The following is a 16,553-nucleotide window of genomic DNA, read 5'->3' on the forward strand; positions in this document are numbered from 1 at the left end:
CATCTGCTCCTTACAGCTGGTACCGGCGCATCCGGGTCTGGATGCCGAAAAGGTAGACACAGACACCCAGCAGGATGATTGCAAACATCGCACCAGCGATGGCCGAACCCATATGCGGATCACCCAATTGCAGCTGGAAGCCAAAGAATGTGCGATACATGAAGGTGCCAAGAATATCGGTCGAGAAGTCAGGCCCCGCCAGAGCGCCCTGTGCAGCATAGATCAGATCGAAGGCGTTGAAATTGCCGACAAATGTCAGGATTGAGATGATCCCGATCGAGGGCAGGATCAGCGGCAGCTTGATTTTCCAAAAGGCACTTGTACCGGTGATGCCATCCACTTCCCCGGCTTCCAGGATTTCCTCGGGGATCGACAGCAAGGCCGCGTAGATCAACATCATCGGGATGCCAACGAACTGCCAGACCGAAATCAAAGCCAGTGTGGTCAGGGCATATTCCTCCTTCCCCAACCACGGGGCAAAGAGGGATTTCAGCCCAACCGCGTCCAGCATCGAAGGCGCGATGCCCCAGATGGGCGACAAGATCAGTTTCCATGCAAACCCGACAATCACAAAACTGAGGATTGTCGGAATGAAGATCGCCGACCGATAGAGCACCGCAAATCGCAGGCGCGGATGGCTGAGAAGCGCGGCCAGCGCGATGCCGATGGGGTTCTGCACCAGCATATGGATCAGAAAGAACCAGAAATTGTTGCCCAGCGCATTCCAGAACTGTTCCGACCAAATCGGATCGAAGAACAGCGTTTGAAAGTTCTGCAGTCCAACAAATATGCGGCTCTGGTCGACTTCAGAGTAAAGGGCCAGACGGAGCGTGTTGAACAGGGGAAAGATCATCACCGCTGTGTAGACAAGCACGGCTGGTGCCAGAAACACGACGATATGCCAGCGGATGCGGGGGCGGGTCATGGGGAGCGCTTTCGATGGAATGCCGGGCGTACCCGGGCAACTCATGCTGCCCGGGTATGGTTCAGCTTACTGATGTGGTGCGTACCACGAGGCGAGGCCCGCCTGTAGTTCTGCACCCAGCTCTTCGGGCGACTTGGCACCTTTGATAGCGGCAACGGATGCACCCCAGGTCTCGTTCTCGAGGTTTGGTGTGCCGCGCGACAGGATTTGATAGGTCGAGCGGATAGTCGATTCACATTCTTCACGCCAGCCGACGATTTCCTTGGCCAGCGGGTCCTGCAACTCGACCGGAGTGCTCGACAGCGGGAAGAAGCCGGGCAGAGCGTTGCCGAAGATTTCAGCAAACTCAGGGCTTGCGACCCAAGTCAAAAAAGTTTCGGCGGCTTCAGGATTCTTCGTGGCCGCGTTCATGCCGATGCCGATATCCGTATGGTCCGAGATATAGCAGGTGTCGCCCGCGTTCTGAACCGGAGGCTTGAATGCACCCATCTCGAAATCGGCTTGTGCGTTGAAGCCGGAAATCTCCCATGATCCCGCAGGATAGATGGCCGCGCGGCCCAAAGTGAAGATGTTCTGGCTGTCGGGATAGGTCTGTGCTTCGTACCCGTCACCCAGATACGCACCCCAGCGGGCCAGCGTTGCGTACGGGGCTGTCCAGGCTTCATCGGTCAGCTTCTGTTCGCCTGCGATCAACGCCTGACGACCTTCTTCACCCTTCCAGTAGTTCGGCCCGATGTTATTGTAACCCATCGTGGCAGCTTCCCATTGGTCGTTGGTACCCATCGCCATTGGGATGTAAGTGCCGTCTTCCTTGATCTTGTCCAAGGCGGCAAAGAACTCGTCTTCCGTGGTCGGCACTTCGAGGCCCAACTCGGCAAAAGCGTCCTTGTTGTAGATGAAGCCGTGAATTACCGACGCCATCGGCACGCAGAAGCTGGCCGAACCGTCATCCGTCTGCCAGGCAGACTTTGCAACGTCCGAGAAGTTGTTCATCGCCTCGACCGAGGACAGATCGGTTAGATGACCAGCCTCATAAAGCGCCAACGAAGCATCGAAGGGGCGGCAGGTAATCAGGTCACCGGCAGACCCCGCATCAAGTTTCGAGTTCAAAACCGCGTTATATTCTGCTGGGGCAGACGGCGTGAACTGGACTTTGATGCCAGGATGCTTTGCTTCAAAGGCCGGGATGATCTGGTCCTGCCACAGTGTCAGGTCATCGTTACGCCAGCTTTCGATAGTCAGGGTGACGTCCTCGGCATAGGCGGCAGAGGCTAACAGCGTCCCACCAAGCAAGGCCAGTTTCAGGCTATTACGTTTCATTGTACTCTCCCATTTGGTTTGCAGTTATTTATCAGGTGTCAGTGCCGCGCTCAGAACTCCGCCCGCTTCTTTCAGGCGCGCATTGGCTGCCGCCAGTGAAACGCCGCGAGCGGCGATGAGAATGGCGGATTTGGTGTCTCCTTGCGCTTCAGCCAAGGCGTTTTGGGCGGTGCCTGCATCAACTCCGGCGATCCGGGCGACGATGCCGGTCGCACGCGCCCGCAGCTTTGCGTTGTCTGCTCGCAGGTTGACCATCATGCCCTCGTGAACATGACCCAACTTGATTGCCATAAGGCTGGACAGCATGTTCAGCGCGATTTTCTGGGCTGTACCGGCGCCCATTCGGGTTGAGCCTGAAATCAGTTCAGGCGGGGTGGCAAGCAGAATCGCGTGATCGCATTGCGCCAACAGCGGGCTGCCCGGGTTGTTGGCTATCCCGATCGTGCTGGCACCCGCGGCACGCGCAAGTCGCGCGGCCTCAAGTGTATAGGGGGTGGTGCCACTGGCAGAGACAGCAATGACCGTATCGTTGCACGTAAGCACGGCCAGCCCGTCGATCAGCCCATCGGTATCGTCCTCGGTTCCACCGGGCATATGCGCGGATTGCGGCAACCCTCCGGCCATCAGGATATGGACTTGGTTTTCATCAATGCCGAAAGTACCGCCCAGTTCCATTGCATCAGCCGCAGCCATCAGCCCCGAAGACCCCGCCGCCGCGTAATACAATGAACCACCTGATGCCAGACTGCGGGCCATGGCGTCGGCACCGTCGCAAATCGCACGCAGGGCGCCCTGTGGGGCACCGGCCGCTTCCTGCTGACCCCTGGACAGGGTCAGCGCCGCCTCTTCCAGCGGTCGGTTGCCCAAATCGTATGCGTCCGGGTGGAGTTGTTCTGTGATGTGTGGCAGCACGTGTTTCTCCTCGTTGCCAGAAAGCATACCTATACAATACCATTTGTCCACTAATTTTTTTTCAGCCGCTATTGGCCTTATTTTTCAATGTATTTTCGATCTTTCTGCCCTTATTGGATTTACTTTGGCATTTACAATTCAGCATAGGCATTATATAGGTATCATCATGCTTAGGTCGAAAAACAATCCAATCATCGCAGCAGACGGCGGCGGAACAACCTGTCGGATCGCCTATGACGATGGGGAGCAGCGGCTGGTGGTCGAGGTTGGCCCCGCCAACGTCGCCAGCGATTATGACGGCGCGATTGTGCGGCTGAAAGACGGCCTGAAGATGCTTGCAACCAAGCTCAATGTTCAGCCCGACACCCTGAGACCGGTACCGGCGTATTTTGGACTGGCCGGTGTTACCGGCGAACAGATCGCCCAGCGAGTAGCCGCGGATTTGCCGTTGGACAGGATACTGGTCGAGGATGATCGTCACCCTGCGCTGGCGGGTGCGCATCAGGCAACCGATGGTGCAATCGCCCATTGCGGGACGGGTTCGTTTCTGGCCCTGCAATCGCAAGCCGGCCGACGCTTTGCCGGTGGCTGGGGCTCTGTGCTGGGGGATGAGGCTTCTGCTCAGTGGATTGGGCGCAGAGCGCTTTCCGTTACGCTGGATGCATGGGACGGGCTGGTCTCAATTTCCAACCTGACCGAGGCCTTGCTGAACGAATTTGGCAGTACAAGCGGCATTGTCGCTTTCGCGGCTGCGGCCCAACCTCATGAATTCGGCCAAATTGCGCGACAGGTGACAGCGGCGGCGAGGTCAGGGGATGAACGGGCGGTTTCGCTTATGCGCGAAGGCGCCGCGCATCTTTTGCGGGCACTGGAAGCAATGGGCTGGACCCCGGCCATGCCATTATGCCTGACCGGGGGTATTGGCCCCCATTACGAGGCGTATCTGCCGGATCGTGCGCGTGGCGCAGTAACAGAGCCCAAAGGTGCGCCTATCGACGGGGCCATCGCCTTGGCCCGGGCTTTTCAAGTGGAGCATTCGGCATGAACGCAGCATCTTTTCTGGCTTCTGACGACTGGCTCGAAAACAGCGGCGGGCCGCGTTATGTCCGGCTGCGTCAGCGACTGGAGGAAGGCATCGACGCTGGTGTCCTGCCCCCGAATTCCTCATTGCCGCCCGAGCGCGAGATCGCCGAGATTACCGGCCTGTCCAGGGTCACCGTGCGCAAGGCCATTCAGGAACTGGTGAAACAGGGCGCAATCGTGCAGCGGCAGGGTTCCGGATCTTTCGTACGGAACGCCGCACCGAAACTGGAACAATCGCTTTCGCATCTGACCTCGTTCAGCGAGGACATGCGCCTGCGCGGCATGGAATCAACCTCCAAGTGGTTGGAACGGGGCGTTTTTCTGCCATCACCCGAGGAAACGGCGGTGCTCGGGTTGCCCGCTGACGGACAGGTGGCGCGCATTTGCCGCCTGCGAGAGGCTGGTGGACGCCCCATGGCAGTCGAACGTGCCTCGTTGCCATTGGACATTCTGCCAAATCCGCTTGCCGTGCGCGACTCACTCTATGATCTACTGGAAGAAAGCGGCTGCCGACCTGTTCGCGCCATCCAGAAGATTTCCGCCGTAAATCTTGAGGCTGAAGATGCAGCTCTGCTTGGTGTCGCCGAAGGCGCGGCAGGGTTGAGCATCCAGCGGATTTCCCATCTGGAAGGCGGGCGCGTCGCCGAATTCACAAAATCCAACTATCGCGGCGATGCCTATGACTTTGTGGCTGAGCTGCGACTTACTCCATGATCTGCGATTCTGATGGAAAGGCTGCCCCGATGACCCCGAAAACGACCCTGATGCGTCAGGAAATCGAAGAAATTCCTGTCGCTGTTGAGCGATTACTCAGCAATGGCGGAGACGCCCTGAGCACAGCAGCGGACGTCGCCCGGAACGGTGGGCTGAAGTTCATGATTTCGGCGGCGCGTGGCTCTTCAGACCACGCCTGCACCTTTCTGAAATACGCAAGTGAATTGCTTCTTGGCTTGCCGATGGCATCCGTCGGCCCATCGGTCGCGTCAGTGTATGGCGCTGACCTGCATGTGGCCGGGGCGCTTTGCCTTTCTGTTTCACAATCAGGAAAAAGCCCGGATATCGTGCAACTTACGCAAAGTGCCCGAAAGGCCGGGGCCAGCACCGTAGCAATCACAAATGACCCATCTTCCCCCCTTGCACTGGCGGCTGAGGCGGCTTTGCCGCTGCACGCAGGCCCCGAGCTTAGTGTAGCGGCGACAAAAACCTTCGTGACCTCGCTGGTTGCCGGGCTTTGGCTGCTGGCGGAACTGAAAGACGACAAAGATCTTCTGGCTGCGCTGCGTGGCCTGCCCAGGCACCTTGATGCCGCGACTCGGTGTGACTGGAGCAGGGCGGCGGCGGCTGTCACCCAAAGCTCGCTGTATACGCTTGGTCGCGGACCAAGCGTGGCGATCTCGAACGAGGCCGCGCTGAAATTCAAGGAAACCTGCCAGATCCATGCCGAAAGTTATTCCTCGGCCGAGGTGCTGCATGGCCCTGTCTCGATCGTGGAAGGCGGATTTCCGGTTATTGCCTTTGCCGCCAATGATCCCGCAGAGCCGCTGTTGGCCGAGGTTGCCGACACGCTCGCGGCCAAGGGGGCACAGGTATTTGCCACCAGCCCAATGGTCACAAAGGCCGAGGTACTGCCTCATGTCCGCACGGATCACTGGCTGACGGACCCGGTAGCCGCCATCGTGTCCTTTTATTCAATGGTCGAGCAGGTCGCTGTACAACGCGGGATCAACCCGGACGCGCCACGTCACCTGCGAAAAGTGACGGAAACGGTATGAGCGGCCAGGCGACCATCTACCACGGCGGGCTTGTTTTTGACGGCACCAAATTGCACGACGGTGCCGCGCTGCGGCTGGAGGCTGGCCGCATCACTGACATAGGCGTTGACGTGAATACAGACGCTTGCAAGCTTGTCGATCTGCAAGGCGACATACTGGCCCCCGGCTATGTTGACCTGCAAGTGAATGGCGGCGGCGGAGTGATGTTTAACGCCGCCCCGTCTGTCGAAACGCTTGCGCGCATTGCCGAGGCGCACCGGACGCTTGGTGCAACCTCGATCCTTCCCACCCTGATCACGGATACCGCAGCCAAGACCCGCGCCGCCATCGAAGCGATCAAGGCCGCGATTTCTGCGGGTGTTCCGGGGATCGCTGGCCTGCATCTGGAAGGGCCGCATCTTTCGGTGGCTCGGAAAGGTGCCCATGATGCAGCCCTGATCCGCCCCATGGATGACGAAGACCTGACGACGCTTGTCACGGCTGCGCATGCCCTGCCCGCATTGATGCTGACGGTTGCGCCTGAAAACGTATCAATTGCGCAGGTAAAAGCGCTGGTCTCGGCCGGTGCCGTTGTATCGCTGGGCCACAGTGATGCGGATTTTGATACCTGCCTGTCTTATGCCAAGGCCGGTGCGTCCTGCGTGACGCATCTGTTCAATGCCATGAGTCAACTGGGCAATCGATCTCCGGGGCTTGTCGGGGCGGTTCTGGCCTCGGGTCGATTGAACGCCGGACTGATCGCTGACGGCATTCACGTTCACCCTGAAGCCATGCGCACAGCCTGGGCCGCCAAGCGGGGTCCGGGCCGGATATTTCTGGTCAGCGATGCGATGGCACCAGCTGGCACGGACCAGCGCATGTTCGAACTGGAAGGCCGCCGCATCTCCCGCAAAGACGGGCGTTTGACACTGTCTGATGGTACTTTGGCGGGGGCTGATCTGGACTTGACCACAGCGCTGCGTGTCCTGACCACTCAAGTAGAAGTGCCGCTGGAAGACGCATTGGCAGCCGCAACTCGTATACCCGCCGAAGTGATGGGATTAACCGACGCGGGTCGGCTGGCCATAGGTGAGCAATGCCCGCTGATCCGTATTGCCAGAGATCTGAGCAACGTAGACGTGCTGGTTTGACCCAGCACACCAAACGTTTTTTGCTTTGCTCAGAACCAGTGCCACAAGACCTGCACTGACAAAATCCAGAGTTTCTGCAACCATTAGTCAATTCTCTGAACGGGAACGGATTTCAGGTAAGCAGCAATGGCCAATCGGTCTTCATCGCTTAGTTTCGAGGTGTTCTCGATAACTTCGACCATTTCGCCTCCGGCGCTGTCATAATCCGGTGTGAAACCGGATTTCAGATATTCAGCGATGTCAGCCTCAGACCAGTCAAGCTGGGCAGTGGTCAGACCGGGGATGCGCCCTTTGCCATTCGGATTTGGCGCTCCGGTCAGCCAAAGATCCCGCTTCAACCCTCCCAGTCTGTTTCGTGGTGTATGGCATTCTGAGCAGTGCCCCAATGCTTCCACCAGATACCGGCCCCGGATTTGCTGATCGGTCAAATCACCTTCAACCACCCAGCCCGAGCCTGAAAACAGAAATTTCCACAACCCCAGCGCGCGCCGGATATTGAAAGGGAAACCAACGTCATGCGGGATACTTGCCGCATCAGAGGCAGGCAGGGTGTTCAAAAACGCATGAAGCACCGCGACGTCCTCGACCGTCATCTTGGCATAAGACGTATAGGGGAAGGCCGGGTAATAATGTTGTCCCTTTGGTCCTGTTCCGTGTTTCAGGGCATTGGCCAGATCCAGCACGGACCATGATCCAATTCCGGTGTCTGGATCACTGGAGATGTTTGGAGCTACAAACGTACCGAAATCCGTTTCAAACCGGCGCCCGCCTGCTAGAACAAGCTTTCCTTCCGCGCGGGCATCCGGGGCCGAGTGGCATGAGGCGCATCCTGCTGAATAGAAAACAGACGCCCCTCTGGTCACGTCGGGGGTCAGACCGGCCAACTGTGCCGAATCAACTCTTTGCGGCCGGGTTAGCAGCAAACCGGCCAACCCGACCATAAGCATGACTAGAACGGCGAAAAGTAGAATGCGCCGCACTGATCAATACTCCTTTAATTTTCTGGTGCTCTGTAAGCTTTGTGACAGGCAGAGCAAGCTCCGCCAAGCTGACCCATCGCCCCTTTCAGGGCTTCAACATCCTGACCTGCCGCAGCCTGCATCGCAACAGCGGCATCGGCCAGTGCCTGCCCTTTAGCGCCGACATCTGCAAAGTTCTCCCAAATAGCGGGCAAGGCGCGGGTGGACGGGTCTGACACATTATCCGAACCGGCTGGCCACATCGCGGATTGGTCGATCTGCGACACGACGACGATATTATTTGCGGCACGCGTAGCCGCTTCGGCATCATATTCTGCCTCTCCCTTGGCCATGGCACCCAGCGTGCCAAGGTTGAAAGCGTAAAGCTGCATAATCGAAGTCCGCGCTTTTACAGCCGGGTTTTCGCTATCCTGAGCAATTGCAGTTCCAACTACGGCCAAGGACAAAAGACCTGCCGCAAAGATCGAAGATTTCTTCATCATGGTGTGGCTCCCTGTTTAATGTGCCATATGATAGCTTGAACGATTTTTCTTGTAATTGTTTGTTATTCGGCCTCACCTGTTCATTTATGAACAACGACAATTGGGACAATATTCGGTATGCCCTCGCCGTCAGCAAACACGGCTCGTTGAATGCGGCGGCGACAGCCCTGGGCGTTGCACATGCAACCGTCCTGCGCAGGGTTGCAGCCTTTGAACACCGATATGGCTGCGCTGTTTTTCGGAAAGACCCGTCGGGGTATTCGGTTCTTCCTGAAGCCAGAACAATTCTGTCCGCCATGGAAAGCGTTGAAGACGCCGTACTTTCGGTCGAACGCGCCGTTGTAGGCGCAAATCGTTCGCCTGCGGGTCATGTGCGTATCGCGTCTACGGACAGCCTTTGCCAGTTTATCCTGCCACAGATACTAAACTCAATTTCCGCCCTCTATCCCAGCCTCGAACTGACGATCCTCAGCGGTAACAGCCACCATGATCTGACCAGGTTAACTGCGGATATCGTTGTCCGCCCTTCGGTTCAACTAGGTGAAGGGTTGACCGGAGAGCGCGCAGGAACGTTGCGCTTCGGGGTTTATAGTGACGGTACCCATAACCAAAAATGGATGCGGCTTGATGGGGCCCTCAGCCGTTCACTCCCGGCCAAATGGTTGGCTGAACATGTTCGTGCCGATGACATGACAAACGGAGCAGACAGTTTTCTGGTGCTTCAGCAGATGGTAGCATCCGGTGTGGGGAGAGCTTTCTTACCTGCATTTATTGGCGACGCTGATCCCCGGCTTCACAGGTTGAACGACATTGATCCCGGGATCGAGGTTGCGCTTTGGGTCGCGACACTTGAGGAAATCGCACACACGCCAAGGTTTGCGGTCGTGCAACGGGCTTTGCTTGAACACCTGCCGCACGCACTGGCTGGATGACGTCACAACTAAAGTGAATTGGTGGGTCATTTGGCGTTGAAATCTCCAGCAAGTCGTGGCGGGTGCCCTGCACCCGCAACAAGACGTCCTGCGCCACGATGCTCAGGTTTTCACCGCCGCTCCAGGTAGTCGTTTCTAAATCTGTTTCGCCAAGACGTGTCAAAGGTACTTTAGGAAGGGCCAGATATGCGACACCTTGCTGCGAACGTTCCAACGCAAGTGGTGAAAAGCCCCAGAGAGAATGTGCCGCCCGTGCCATTCATCATTTACAAATATAAACATTCATCTTATTGATTTTGTATGAACAGAGACCCAAATTTCTCCCGGCGGACCTTCCTGTCCCAAGGCGCATGTCTGGCGGCGCTCTGCCTGCGACCCAGCTTTGCGATTGCGGAAATGACACTTGGCCAATCGGCAAGGATATCAACTTTGTCAGATGGGAATCTGTCATTGCCGCCCGAAATGGTCTTTGGGGCAATGCCCGAGGCAGAGCTGACAGAACTTCTGAACCGCTATCAGGCAGATCTGACCAGCTACGAGCCCGAGTGCAACATTGTGCTCTATCGCGATGACCAGAATACCATACTGTTCGACGTTGGGGCCGGGCCGGATTTCATGCAAACCGCTGGCAAACTTCCGGAAACTCTGGACGCCGTCGGGTTGTCTCCGGATGAGGTCACGCAAGTAGTTTTCACCCATGCTCATCCGGATCACATCTGGGGTGTGCTGGACGACTTCGGAGATCCCCTCTTTCCCAATGCCAGATATCATCTTGGCCGCAAGGAATGGGACTATTGGTGGAACCCTGCAACCGTTGACACGATAGGAGCCGACCGCACGGCATTCGCGGTGGGCGCAAAGCGGCGCATGGAAGCCATCGAAGACATGGTTGCGTTCTTTGATGACGGGCAGGAAATCCTTCCCGGTATCGCAGCACGCGCTAGTTTCGGGCACACGCCCGGACATATGGCGTTCGAAATTCGCAAAGGCAGTGACGCGGTGATGGTCGTCGGCGATGCGCTCGGCAATCCGCACGTCGCGTTCGAGCGTCCGGACTGGCGCAGCGGTACGGATCAGGACCCTGACGCCGCGGCAAGTGCCCGGAAATCGCTGCTGGATCAGATTTCTCATGCCCAAATGAAGGTTATTGGATTCCATTTGCCAAATGGCGGAATTGGCCGTGTCGAAAAGGCCGGTTCGACCTATCGATTTATTGGAGAGCCTGCATGATGCGCGCTTTGTTGATTGCCTGTTCCCTGGCCACACAAACCTGGGCCAGCGAGGATATTGCAGACCAGTACCCGCAGAGCGTTCTTTACTCGAAACCTGTCGAATTTATTCCCGGCGTCTTTTCCGCCATCGGTGCAACCGCACCCCCGACCTATGAGAATTCGGGCCACAACAACAACCTCAGCTTTATCGTGACCGGGGAGGGCGTTGTCGTCATCAACGGTGGCGCGGCCTATGTGCTTGCCGAAGCGCTTCATAAGGAGATTCAAGCGCTCACGGATCAGCCCGTGAAGCTTGTCTTCAACGAAAACGGTCAGGGGCACGCCATGCTGGGGAACGCCTACTGGTCGGAACTTGGGGTGCCCATCGTCGCTCATTCAGATGCGGCGGCTGAATTCGAAGAATATGGGCCGCAAATCCTTGAAGGGATGCAGGAATATAACAAGGACAAGGCAGAAGGAACGTTTCTGTCCAGTCCGACAGAAACGTTTGACGATGAATACGTTGTCGAACTCGGCGATTTTCGCATCGAGGCCAAACATCTTGGACCTGCGCACAGCCCCGGCGACATTTCGATCTGGCTGCCCAATCAAAGCCTTGTCATTGCCGGTGACATGGCATTTCACGAACGTATGCTGCCGATCTTTCAGGACACCTACACCGCAGATTGGCTTGAGACCTGGGACAATGAGTTCGAAGCACTGGAAGCCACATATGTGATCCCCGGGCACGGTCATCCTACGAACATGGATCAGGTGCGCCGGTATACACGCGACTATCTTGTCTACCTGCGCGCAAAGATCCAGGAACATATGGATGCAGGCGGGGATCTGGCCGAGGCCTATTACGTCGACCAAAGCCCTTATGCCCATTTGGACACGTTCGAAGAACTGGCCACGAAAAACGCGGGTCGGGTCTACGAACAGATGGAATTCGAATAAGTCAGGACCGCCGAAGAACGGGCATTCGCATCATCATCCGATGGGTGGCGACGGCCCCAACCCACATCGAGAAGACGGCAAGCCACGCAGTCAGCGACAAGGCCGATCCCCCGGACAATCCGGCACCAACGGCGCAGCCACCTGCCAACATTGCACCAAAGCCCATCAAGACGGCCCCGACAAGGTAACGCTCCATCGGAGTATCCGGGCCGAACTGTTCGATCTTCCACTCGCCGGAAAGAACTGCAGAAACAGCGGCGCCAATTGCAACGCCCGGAACCAGACCAATGCCAAAGGACAGCGCAATGTTCCGTTCGGCCACCAGCGCCATCAATGTGTCCGTTGCCGGGCCGGTGAACGTGACCGAAGACACCGGCACGACTTCGAAGGAGGCTTGCGCAATCGCAAATGTCATCAACCAGCCAAGCGCCACGGCGACACCAACTCCGGCTGCCGTGACAATCTTTGTCACTGTCACCTGCTGGCGCGTTGCAAACACGACGGCCAGAACAAATGTCCCTGCGGCAAAGACTGTGTATGCGATAGGCGAAAAACCAAGTAGTGCCGAAAGGTCGCGCGCATTGCCACCTGTGATCGTCCAAAGACCGGACAGCGCCTCGCGCGCGGGGCTGAGCACACCTGTGTAAGCCGCTTGCGCGACCAACGTCAGAACCAACCCTGTCACCATTGCCCGCAGATTGCCGCATGAGGCCAACACCAACAGGCGCGACGCGCATCCGCGCGCCAAAATCATTCCGACGCCAAACATCAGACCGCCGATCACCGCCCCACTCAAGCTGCCAGTCGACGCAATCGATCGCGCCCCGGACAAATCCAGCCATTCAATCGAAACGAACCCCTGAACCAGGGTCAGCGCCGACGTGAATGCGATCAGCCAGACGGCCAGACGGGGCCCAAGCTCGCCCTCGGCGACTTCAACAGTGGATGCCCGCAAACAGAAATGAGATTTCTGAGCGGTAACTCCGAACAGGATGCCAACAAGCAAACCGGCGACAGCCAATGTGCCCGAATCTCCCAGCAGATCGATGAGGCGTTCCATAGACAAAAACTCTCACCTCTTTACGTGTCCGTCTTTGCCTTCCGTCAAGTTCTCACTGTGCGGCCATCGGTTTGCGCGCAAGCTGGCACTGTGTCCACAACGCACCCAATGCCTCGACCAACAGGGTTACATCTTCTGACGAATGTACAGGTGAAGGCGTAATCCGAAGACGTTCGGTGCCTTTTGGGACAGTGGGATAGTTTATCGGCTGGATATAAATCCCGTAGTCGCGCATCAAGACATCCGAGATAAAGCGGCACTTAACCGGATCGCCGACCATGACCGGGATTATGTGGCTTGGATTGGGTGTGTGCGGTATGCCCAAAGCGTCCAGCCTGCCTCGAACCTCGCATACGCGTTGTTGATGCAGACACCTCTCCTCATTGCTTTGTTTGAGGTGCCGTACGGACGCTGCGGCACCAGCGGCGACGGCCGGGGGCAATGCGGTAGTAAAGATAAATCCGCTGGCAAAAGAACGGACAAAGTCGACAAGTTCCTTTGACGCCGCGATGTATCCACCAACCACGCCGAACGCTTTGCCCAACGTGCCTTCGATGACCGTCAGGCGATCCATCAACCCTTCGCGTTCGGCGATGCCACCACCACGCGGCCCATACAGCCCTACTGCATGAACCTCGTCCAGATAGGTCATCGCGCCGTACCGATCCGCCAGATCGCAGATTTCGGCTATTGGTGCTATATCGCCATCCATCGAGTACACACTTTCAAACGCGATCAGTTTTGGCGCGTTGGACGGCAGGTTCATGAGATGTCGTTCAAGGTCTTTCAAATCGTTATGCTTCCAGACCCGCTTTGCGCAACGACTGTGGCGGATACCCTCGATCATCGACGCGTGGTTCAATTCGTCGGACAGAACCGTGATACCGGGAATTCGAGAGGCCAGAGTTCCCAAAGCAGCCCAATTTGAAACATACCCGGACGTGAATAGCAGCGCTGCTTCCTTGCCATGCAGATCTGCAAGCTCGCGCTCAAGCAGAACATGCTCATGCGTGGTCCCCGAAATATTCCGGGTCCCACCAGCCCCTGCGCCGCAGCTATCAATCGCCCGGTGCATGGCTGCCAGAACCTTTGGATGCTGACCCATTCCCAGATAGTCGTTCGAGCACCAGACAGTGACTTTCTCAGGTCCGTTTTCTGCGTGGTTGTGTGCAGTTGGAAATGCTCCGCAATGACGCTCAAGCTCGGCGAAGACCCGGTAATTTCCTTCGTCCTGCAATTGCCTCAACTGGTCACGAAAATACTGTTGGTAGTCCATGTCAGTTTCCAACGGCTTCTTCTACAATACCGGCCAACAGGGCTTCGACTTTCTCCATCGGTCCGTCAGGATAGCTTCGGTAGCCCACTTTGACACCGCCTTCGTCCTCGGCCACAAAGATCCCGTAGGGGCAATAGCCGATATTCATCGGGTCGGCCTCCATCATCTCGCGCGAGAGCTTTGCGGAACAGAAGATAAATATTTCAGCGGCTGTGAAAATCTGCTTGTCGCTGCCGACATCCGCCCCCGTCCGATTCAGCATGTCACCAACATGGCTCACATAATCGATAACCAGCCCCTGCCCAACAATTGCTGATTCAACGGCAAAGGTTGCATCATCAAAGCTCCCGTCAAAGGGAACGGCAATGACCTCCTCAGCAATAACCGGGTTTGCCAATACAACTGAAAGTGCGGCTGATGCGATAAAGTGTTTCATGATGATGTTCCTCCTCCTGAACCACATTTCTTCAGATTTCACCGCCAAGACTTTGACACCGGTCAAAGCCTTGGCGTTTCTTAGCCGAACATGTCCGATGTGATACCAGCATACCAACCCAGCGACTCTTGGTAGGTTGCTTTTCTCAGGTCGGAATCTTCGCCGGTTTGGCTGATAAAGCCATCCACCTTGGCAATTTTTTCAGGCGTCGCCTCATAAGTCGCACCGACCTTGACCCCGTCATCCGTATCAATGAGCGACCAGCACGTGTTCGAGAACTTGGCCGGGAAGATCTTTGATCCGGTCAATGCGCCACGAACCGCATTGGCACAGACTTTCGCCTGGCTGTTGGCCGAAAAACCGGATTTCGGCATGTCACCTTGCTGGCTGGCATCACCAAGAACATAGATGTCAGGATCAGCTTTCGATGACATGTCCGCCGCGTTCACCGGTGCCCAGTTGCCATCGGTTACACCGGCCATTTCCGCAATACGCCCGGCTTTCATGGCCGGGATCACGTTGCAGACGTCGACCTTGGTTTCTTCACCGTCGATGGTCACCGTCATGGCATCCGGATTGACCGAGACATTGCCGCCGCCAAAATCCTCTCCGATCCAGTCGATCATGCCTTCGTAGTGGTCGGCCCACCCCTCCTGGAACAAAGACATCTTGGAGAATTTGGCTTTCGGATCAGCAATGATGATTTTCGCTGTCGGATTGTTCGCCTTCAGAACATGCGCAACCATCGAAACCCGCTCATAAGGTCCGGGCGGGCAACGGAACGGGTTCGGTGGTGCGACCATCGCAAAGGTTCCGCCTTCGGGCATCGCCAGAACCTGCGCCTTCAACAGCTCGGTTTGAGAGCCCGCCTTATACGCATGCGGCATCTTGTTCTGTGCAGTTACATCCCACCCCTCGACCGCGCCGTCGACAAAGTCGATACCCGGGCTCAGGATCAATTTGTCATAAGGAATAGATCCGCCACCCGCCAATGAGACAGTTTTGGCGTCGCGGTCGACACCCACGGCCCAATCGTGAACCACGTTGATACCGTATTTTGCGGCAAGCGTGCCATAGCTGTGCGCAATGTCCGAAAGCTCTTGAAACCCGCCCAGATACAGGTTCGAGAAAAAACAGGTGTAATATGTTTTGGACGGCTCGATCAGAATGACATCAATCTCACCCTTGCTGTCTTTGGCGATATAGCGCGCCGCGGTTGCGCCGCCTGCCCCGCCCCCGATCACCACGACACGGGGCTTGCCCTGCGCCAGCACCATCGGGGCCGACAGCCCGGCAGCAAGTACCCCTGCGGTTCCCAGAAATGTCCGTCTGTCGAGTGTCATCGCGTTTCCTCCCCTTAGGCATTGTCACTGTGGGTTGTTGAAGTAAGCGGCCAATGCCGCGATCTCATCACTGCTCAGGCGGCCCGCGATCATCTGCATGACGGGATGGGGCCGCTGCTTGTCCTTGTAGGCGTGCATGGCGACAACAAAATCCTGGTCGGGCCAGTAAACGATCGAAGGAATCCCATCATCGCCACCCTCTATCTGGTGGCACGTCGTGCATTCGCTGCTCAGGTATTCGCCATATTCGGGATCGCCCTGAATCGCGAGGATTTCGGGGTTGACGGAATGGTCCGTTCCCTTTGCCGTTGGGTCGGCTTCGGGGATGTCTTGCGGGTTGTCGGAAAACACACGCAAATAGGCAATTACATTGGCCCGGTCTTCCGGGTTCTCGAGCCCGCGAAAGCTCATTCTGGTGCCGGATGCGAATGCGCGGGGGTTTTCAATGTAAGCCGACAATGTGTCGGCATGCCATTCCAGACCCGAGGTACCCGCACGGATCAGGCTTTTGGAATAGGTGAACTCCTCAAGCCCGGCAGCCCGGCGGCCAAAAATACCATTCAGGTGCGGACCGATCCTGTTTTCAGCGCCCGCGCCGACCTGATGACATCCTTCGCATTGGGCAAACACAAGTTTGCCAGCTGCTGCATCGCCAAGGTCCTCAGTCGCGGCGGCAGCGGTTGCCAGGATACTCGCAGCAAACATGACACCTGTTGCCCACCGCCGCCACA

General features: G+C 57.1%; 17 protein-coding genes. 7 read left to right on the forward strand and 10 right to left on the reverse strand.

What is annotated here, in order from left to right; translation table 11 throughout:
* Positions 1 to 10 precede the first annotated feature (10 nt).
* The 3 genes from ACR0CE_RS13615 to ACR0CE_RS13625 form a co-directional block, all read right to left on the reverse strand.
* Positions 11 to 925 (reverse strand): carbohydrate ABC transporter permease, encoded by a 915-nt coding sequence (locus ACR0CE_RS13615; protein WP_209597484.1) that lies wholly within the window; start codon positions 923 to 925, stop codon positions 11 to 13.
* A gap of 66 nt (positions 926 to 991) precedes the next feature.
* Complete coding sequence (locus ACR0CE_RS13620) at positions 992 to 2,245, reverse strand: ABC transporter substrate-binding protein (RefSeq protein ID WP_267366202.1); 1,254 nt, start codon at positions 2,243 to 2,245, stop codon at positions 992 to 994.
* Between the two features lie 24 nt (positions 2,246 to 2,269).
* A complete protein-coding gene (locus ACR0CE_RS13625; protein ID WP_480832942.1) occupies positions 2,270 to 3,157 on the reverse strand; it encodes an N-acetylmuramic acid 6-phosphate etherase in 888 nt (295 codons plus the stop codon).
* A gap of 166 nt (positions 3,158 to 3,323) precedes the next feature.
* On the opposite strand from ACR0CE_RS13625, the gene ACR0CE_RS13630 reads away from it, so the two are divergent.
* From ACR0CE_RS13630 to nagA, 4 genes are read left to right on the forward strand one after another with little or no spacing between them, the layout of a single operon-like run.
* Positions 3,324 to 4,202 (forward strand): glucosamine kinase nucleotide-binding domain-containing protein, encoded by an 879-nt coding sequence (locus ACR0CE_RS13630; RefSeq protein WP_480832944.1) that lies wholly within the window; start codon positions 3,324 to 3,326, stop codon positions 4,200 to 4,202.
* On the forward strand, positions 4,199 to 4,954 hold the full coding sequence (locus ACR0CE_RS13635) for a GntR family transcriptional regulator (RefSeq protein WP_209597491.1): 756 nt from the start codon (positions 4,199 to 4,201) through the stop codon (positions 4,952 to 4,954). Before ACR0CE_RS13630 ends, ACR0CE_RS13635 begins: the two co-directional genes overlap by 4 nt.
* A gap of 29 nt (positions 4,955 to 4,983) precedes the next feature.
* Positions 4,984 to 6,012, forward strand: a complete 1,029-nt coding sequence (locus tag ACR0CE_RS13640; RefSeq protein WP_480773802.1) for an SIS domain-containing protein — start codon at positions 4,984 to 4,986, stop codon at positions 6,010 to 6,012.
* On the forward strand, positions 6,009 to 7,142 hold the full coding sequence (gene nagA / locus ACR0CE_RS13645) for an N-acetylglucosamine-6-phosphate deacetylase (protein ID WP_480832947.1): 1,134 nt from the start codon (positions 6,009 to 6,011) through the stop codon (positions 7,140 to 7,142). The genes ACR0CE_RS13640 and nagA overlap by 4 nt, the downstream gene beginning before the upstream one ends.
* 83 nt (positions 7,143 to 7,225) lie before the next feature.
* Here nagA and ACR0CE_RS13650 read toward each other — a convergent pair whose 3' ends face one another.
* Complete coding sequence (locus ACR0CE_RS13650; protein ID WP_480832949.1) at positions 7,226 to 8,122, reverse strand: c-type cytochrome; 897 nt, start codon at positions 8,120 to 8,122, stop codon at positions 7,226 to 7,228.
* Between the two features lie 14 nt (positions 8,123 to 8,136).
* Positions 8,137 to 8,604, reverse strand: a complete 468-nt coding sequence (locus ACR0CE_RS13655; protein WP_480559064.1) for a c-type cytochrome — start codon at positions 8,602 to 8,604, stop codon at positions 8,137 to 8,139.
* 86 nt (positions 8,605 to 8,690) lie between these two features.
* Between ACR0CE_RS13655 and ACR0CE_RS13660 the strand changes: the two genes are divergently transcribed.
* The 3 genes from ACR0CE_RS13660 (at position 8,691) to ACR0CE_RS13670 (ending at position 11,707) form a co-directional block, all read left to right on the forward strand.
* Positions 8,691 to 9,536: a LysR family transcriptional regulator gene (locus ACR0CE_RS13660; protein WP_480832951.1), complete on the forward strand. Its 846-nt coding sequence runs from the start codon at positions 8,691 to 8,693 to the stop codon at positions 9,534 to 9,536.
* Between the two features lie 300 nt (positions 9,537 to 9,836).
* The gene (locus tag ACR0CE_RS13665) at positions 9,837 to 10,766 is read left to right on the forward strand and encodes an MBL fold metallo-hydrolase (RefSeq protein ID WP_480832953.1); all 930 of its coding nucleotides are present in this window, start codon (positions 9,837 to 9,839) and stop codon (positions 10,764 to 10,766) included.
* Positions 10,763 to 11,707, forward strand: coding sequence for an MBL fold metallo-hydrolase (locus ACR0CE_RS13670; protein ID WP_480832955.1), 945 nt, complete (start codon positions 10,763 to 10,765; stop codon positions 11,705 to 11,707). Before ACR0CE_RS13665 ends, ACR0CE_RS13670 begins: the two co-directional genes overlap by 4 nt.
* A 1-nt stretch (position 11,708) precedes the next feature.
* Here the strand turns inward: ACR0CE_RS13670 and ACR0CE_RS13675 are convergent, their stop codons facing one another.
* From ACR0CE_RS13675 to ACR0CE_RS13695, 5 genes are all read right to left on the reverse strand, one after another.
* On the reverse strand, positions 11,709 to 12,767 hold the full coding sequence (locus tag ACR0CE_RS13675) for a YeeE/YedE family protein (protein WP_480832957.1): 1,059 nt from the start codon (positions 12,765 to 12,767) through the stop codon (positions 11,709 to 11,711).
* Between the two features lie 52 nt (positions 12,768 to 12,819).
* The gene (gene hemA / locus ACR0CE_RS13680; protein WP_480832959.1) at positions 12,820 to 14,043 is read right to left on the reverse strand and encodes a 5-aminolevulinate synthase; all 1,224 of its coding nucleotides are present in this window, start codon (positions 14,041 to 14,043) and stop codon (positions 12,820 to 12,822) included.
* A gap of 1 nt (position 14,044) precedes the next feature.
* Entirely contained in the window at positions 14,045 to 14,479 is a 435-nt protein-coding gene (locus ACR0CE_RS13685) for a DUF302 domain-containing protein (protein ID WP_480488033.1), read from the reverse strand.
* Between the two features lie 80 nt (positions 14,480 to 14,559).
* Positions 14,560 to 15,822 (reverse strand): FCSD flavin-binding domain-containing protein, encoded by a 1,263-nt coding sequence (locus ACR0CE_RS13690; protein ID WP_480488031.1) that lies wholly within the window; start codon positions 15,820 to 15,822, stop codon positions 14,560 to 14,562.
* 24 nt (positions 15,823 to 15,846) lie between these two features.
* Positions 15,847 to 16,527, reverse strand: a complete 681-nt coding sequence (locus tag ACR0CE_RS13695) for a c-type cytochrome (RefSeq protein WP_480483433.1) — start codon at positions 16,525 to 16,527, stop codon at positions 15,847 to 15,849.
* Between the last annotated feature and the right edge of the window lie 26 nt (positions 16,528 to 16,553).

Source organism: Ruegeria sp. L11, from assembly GCF_056531755.1.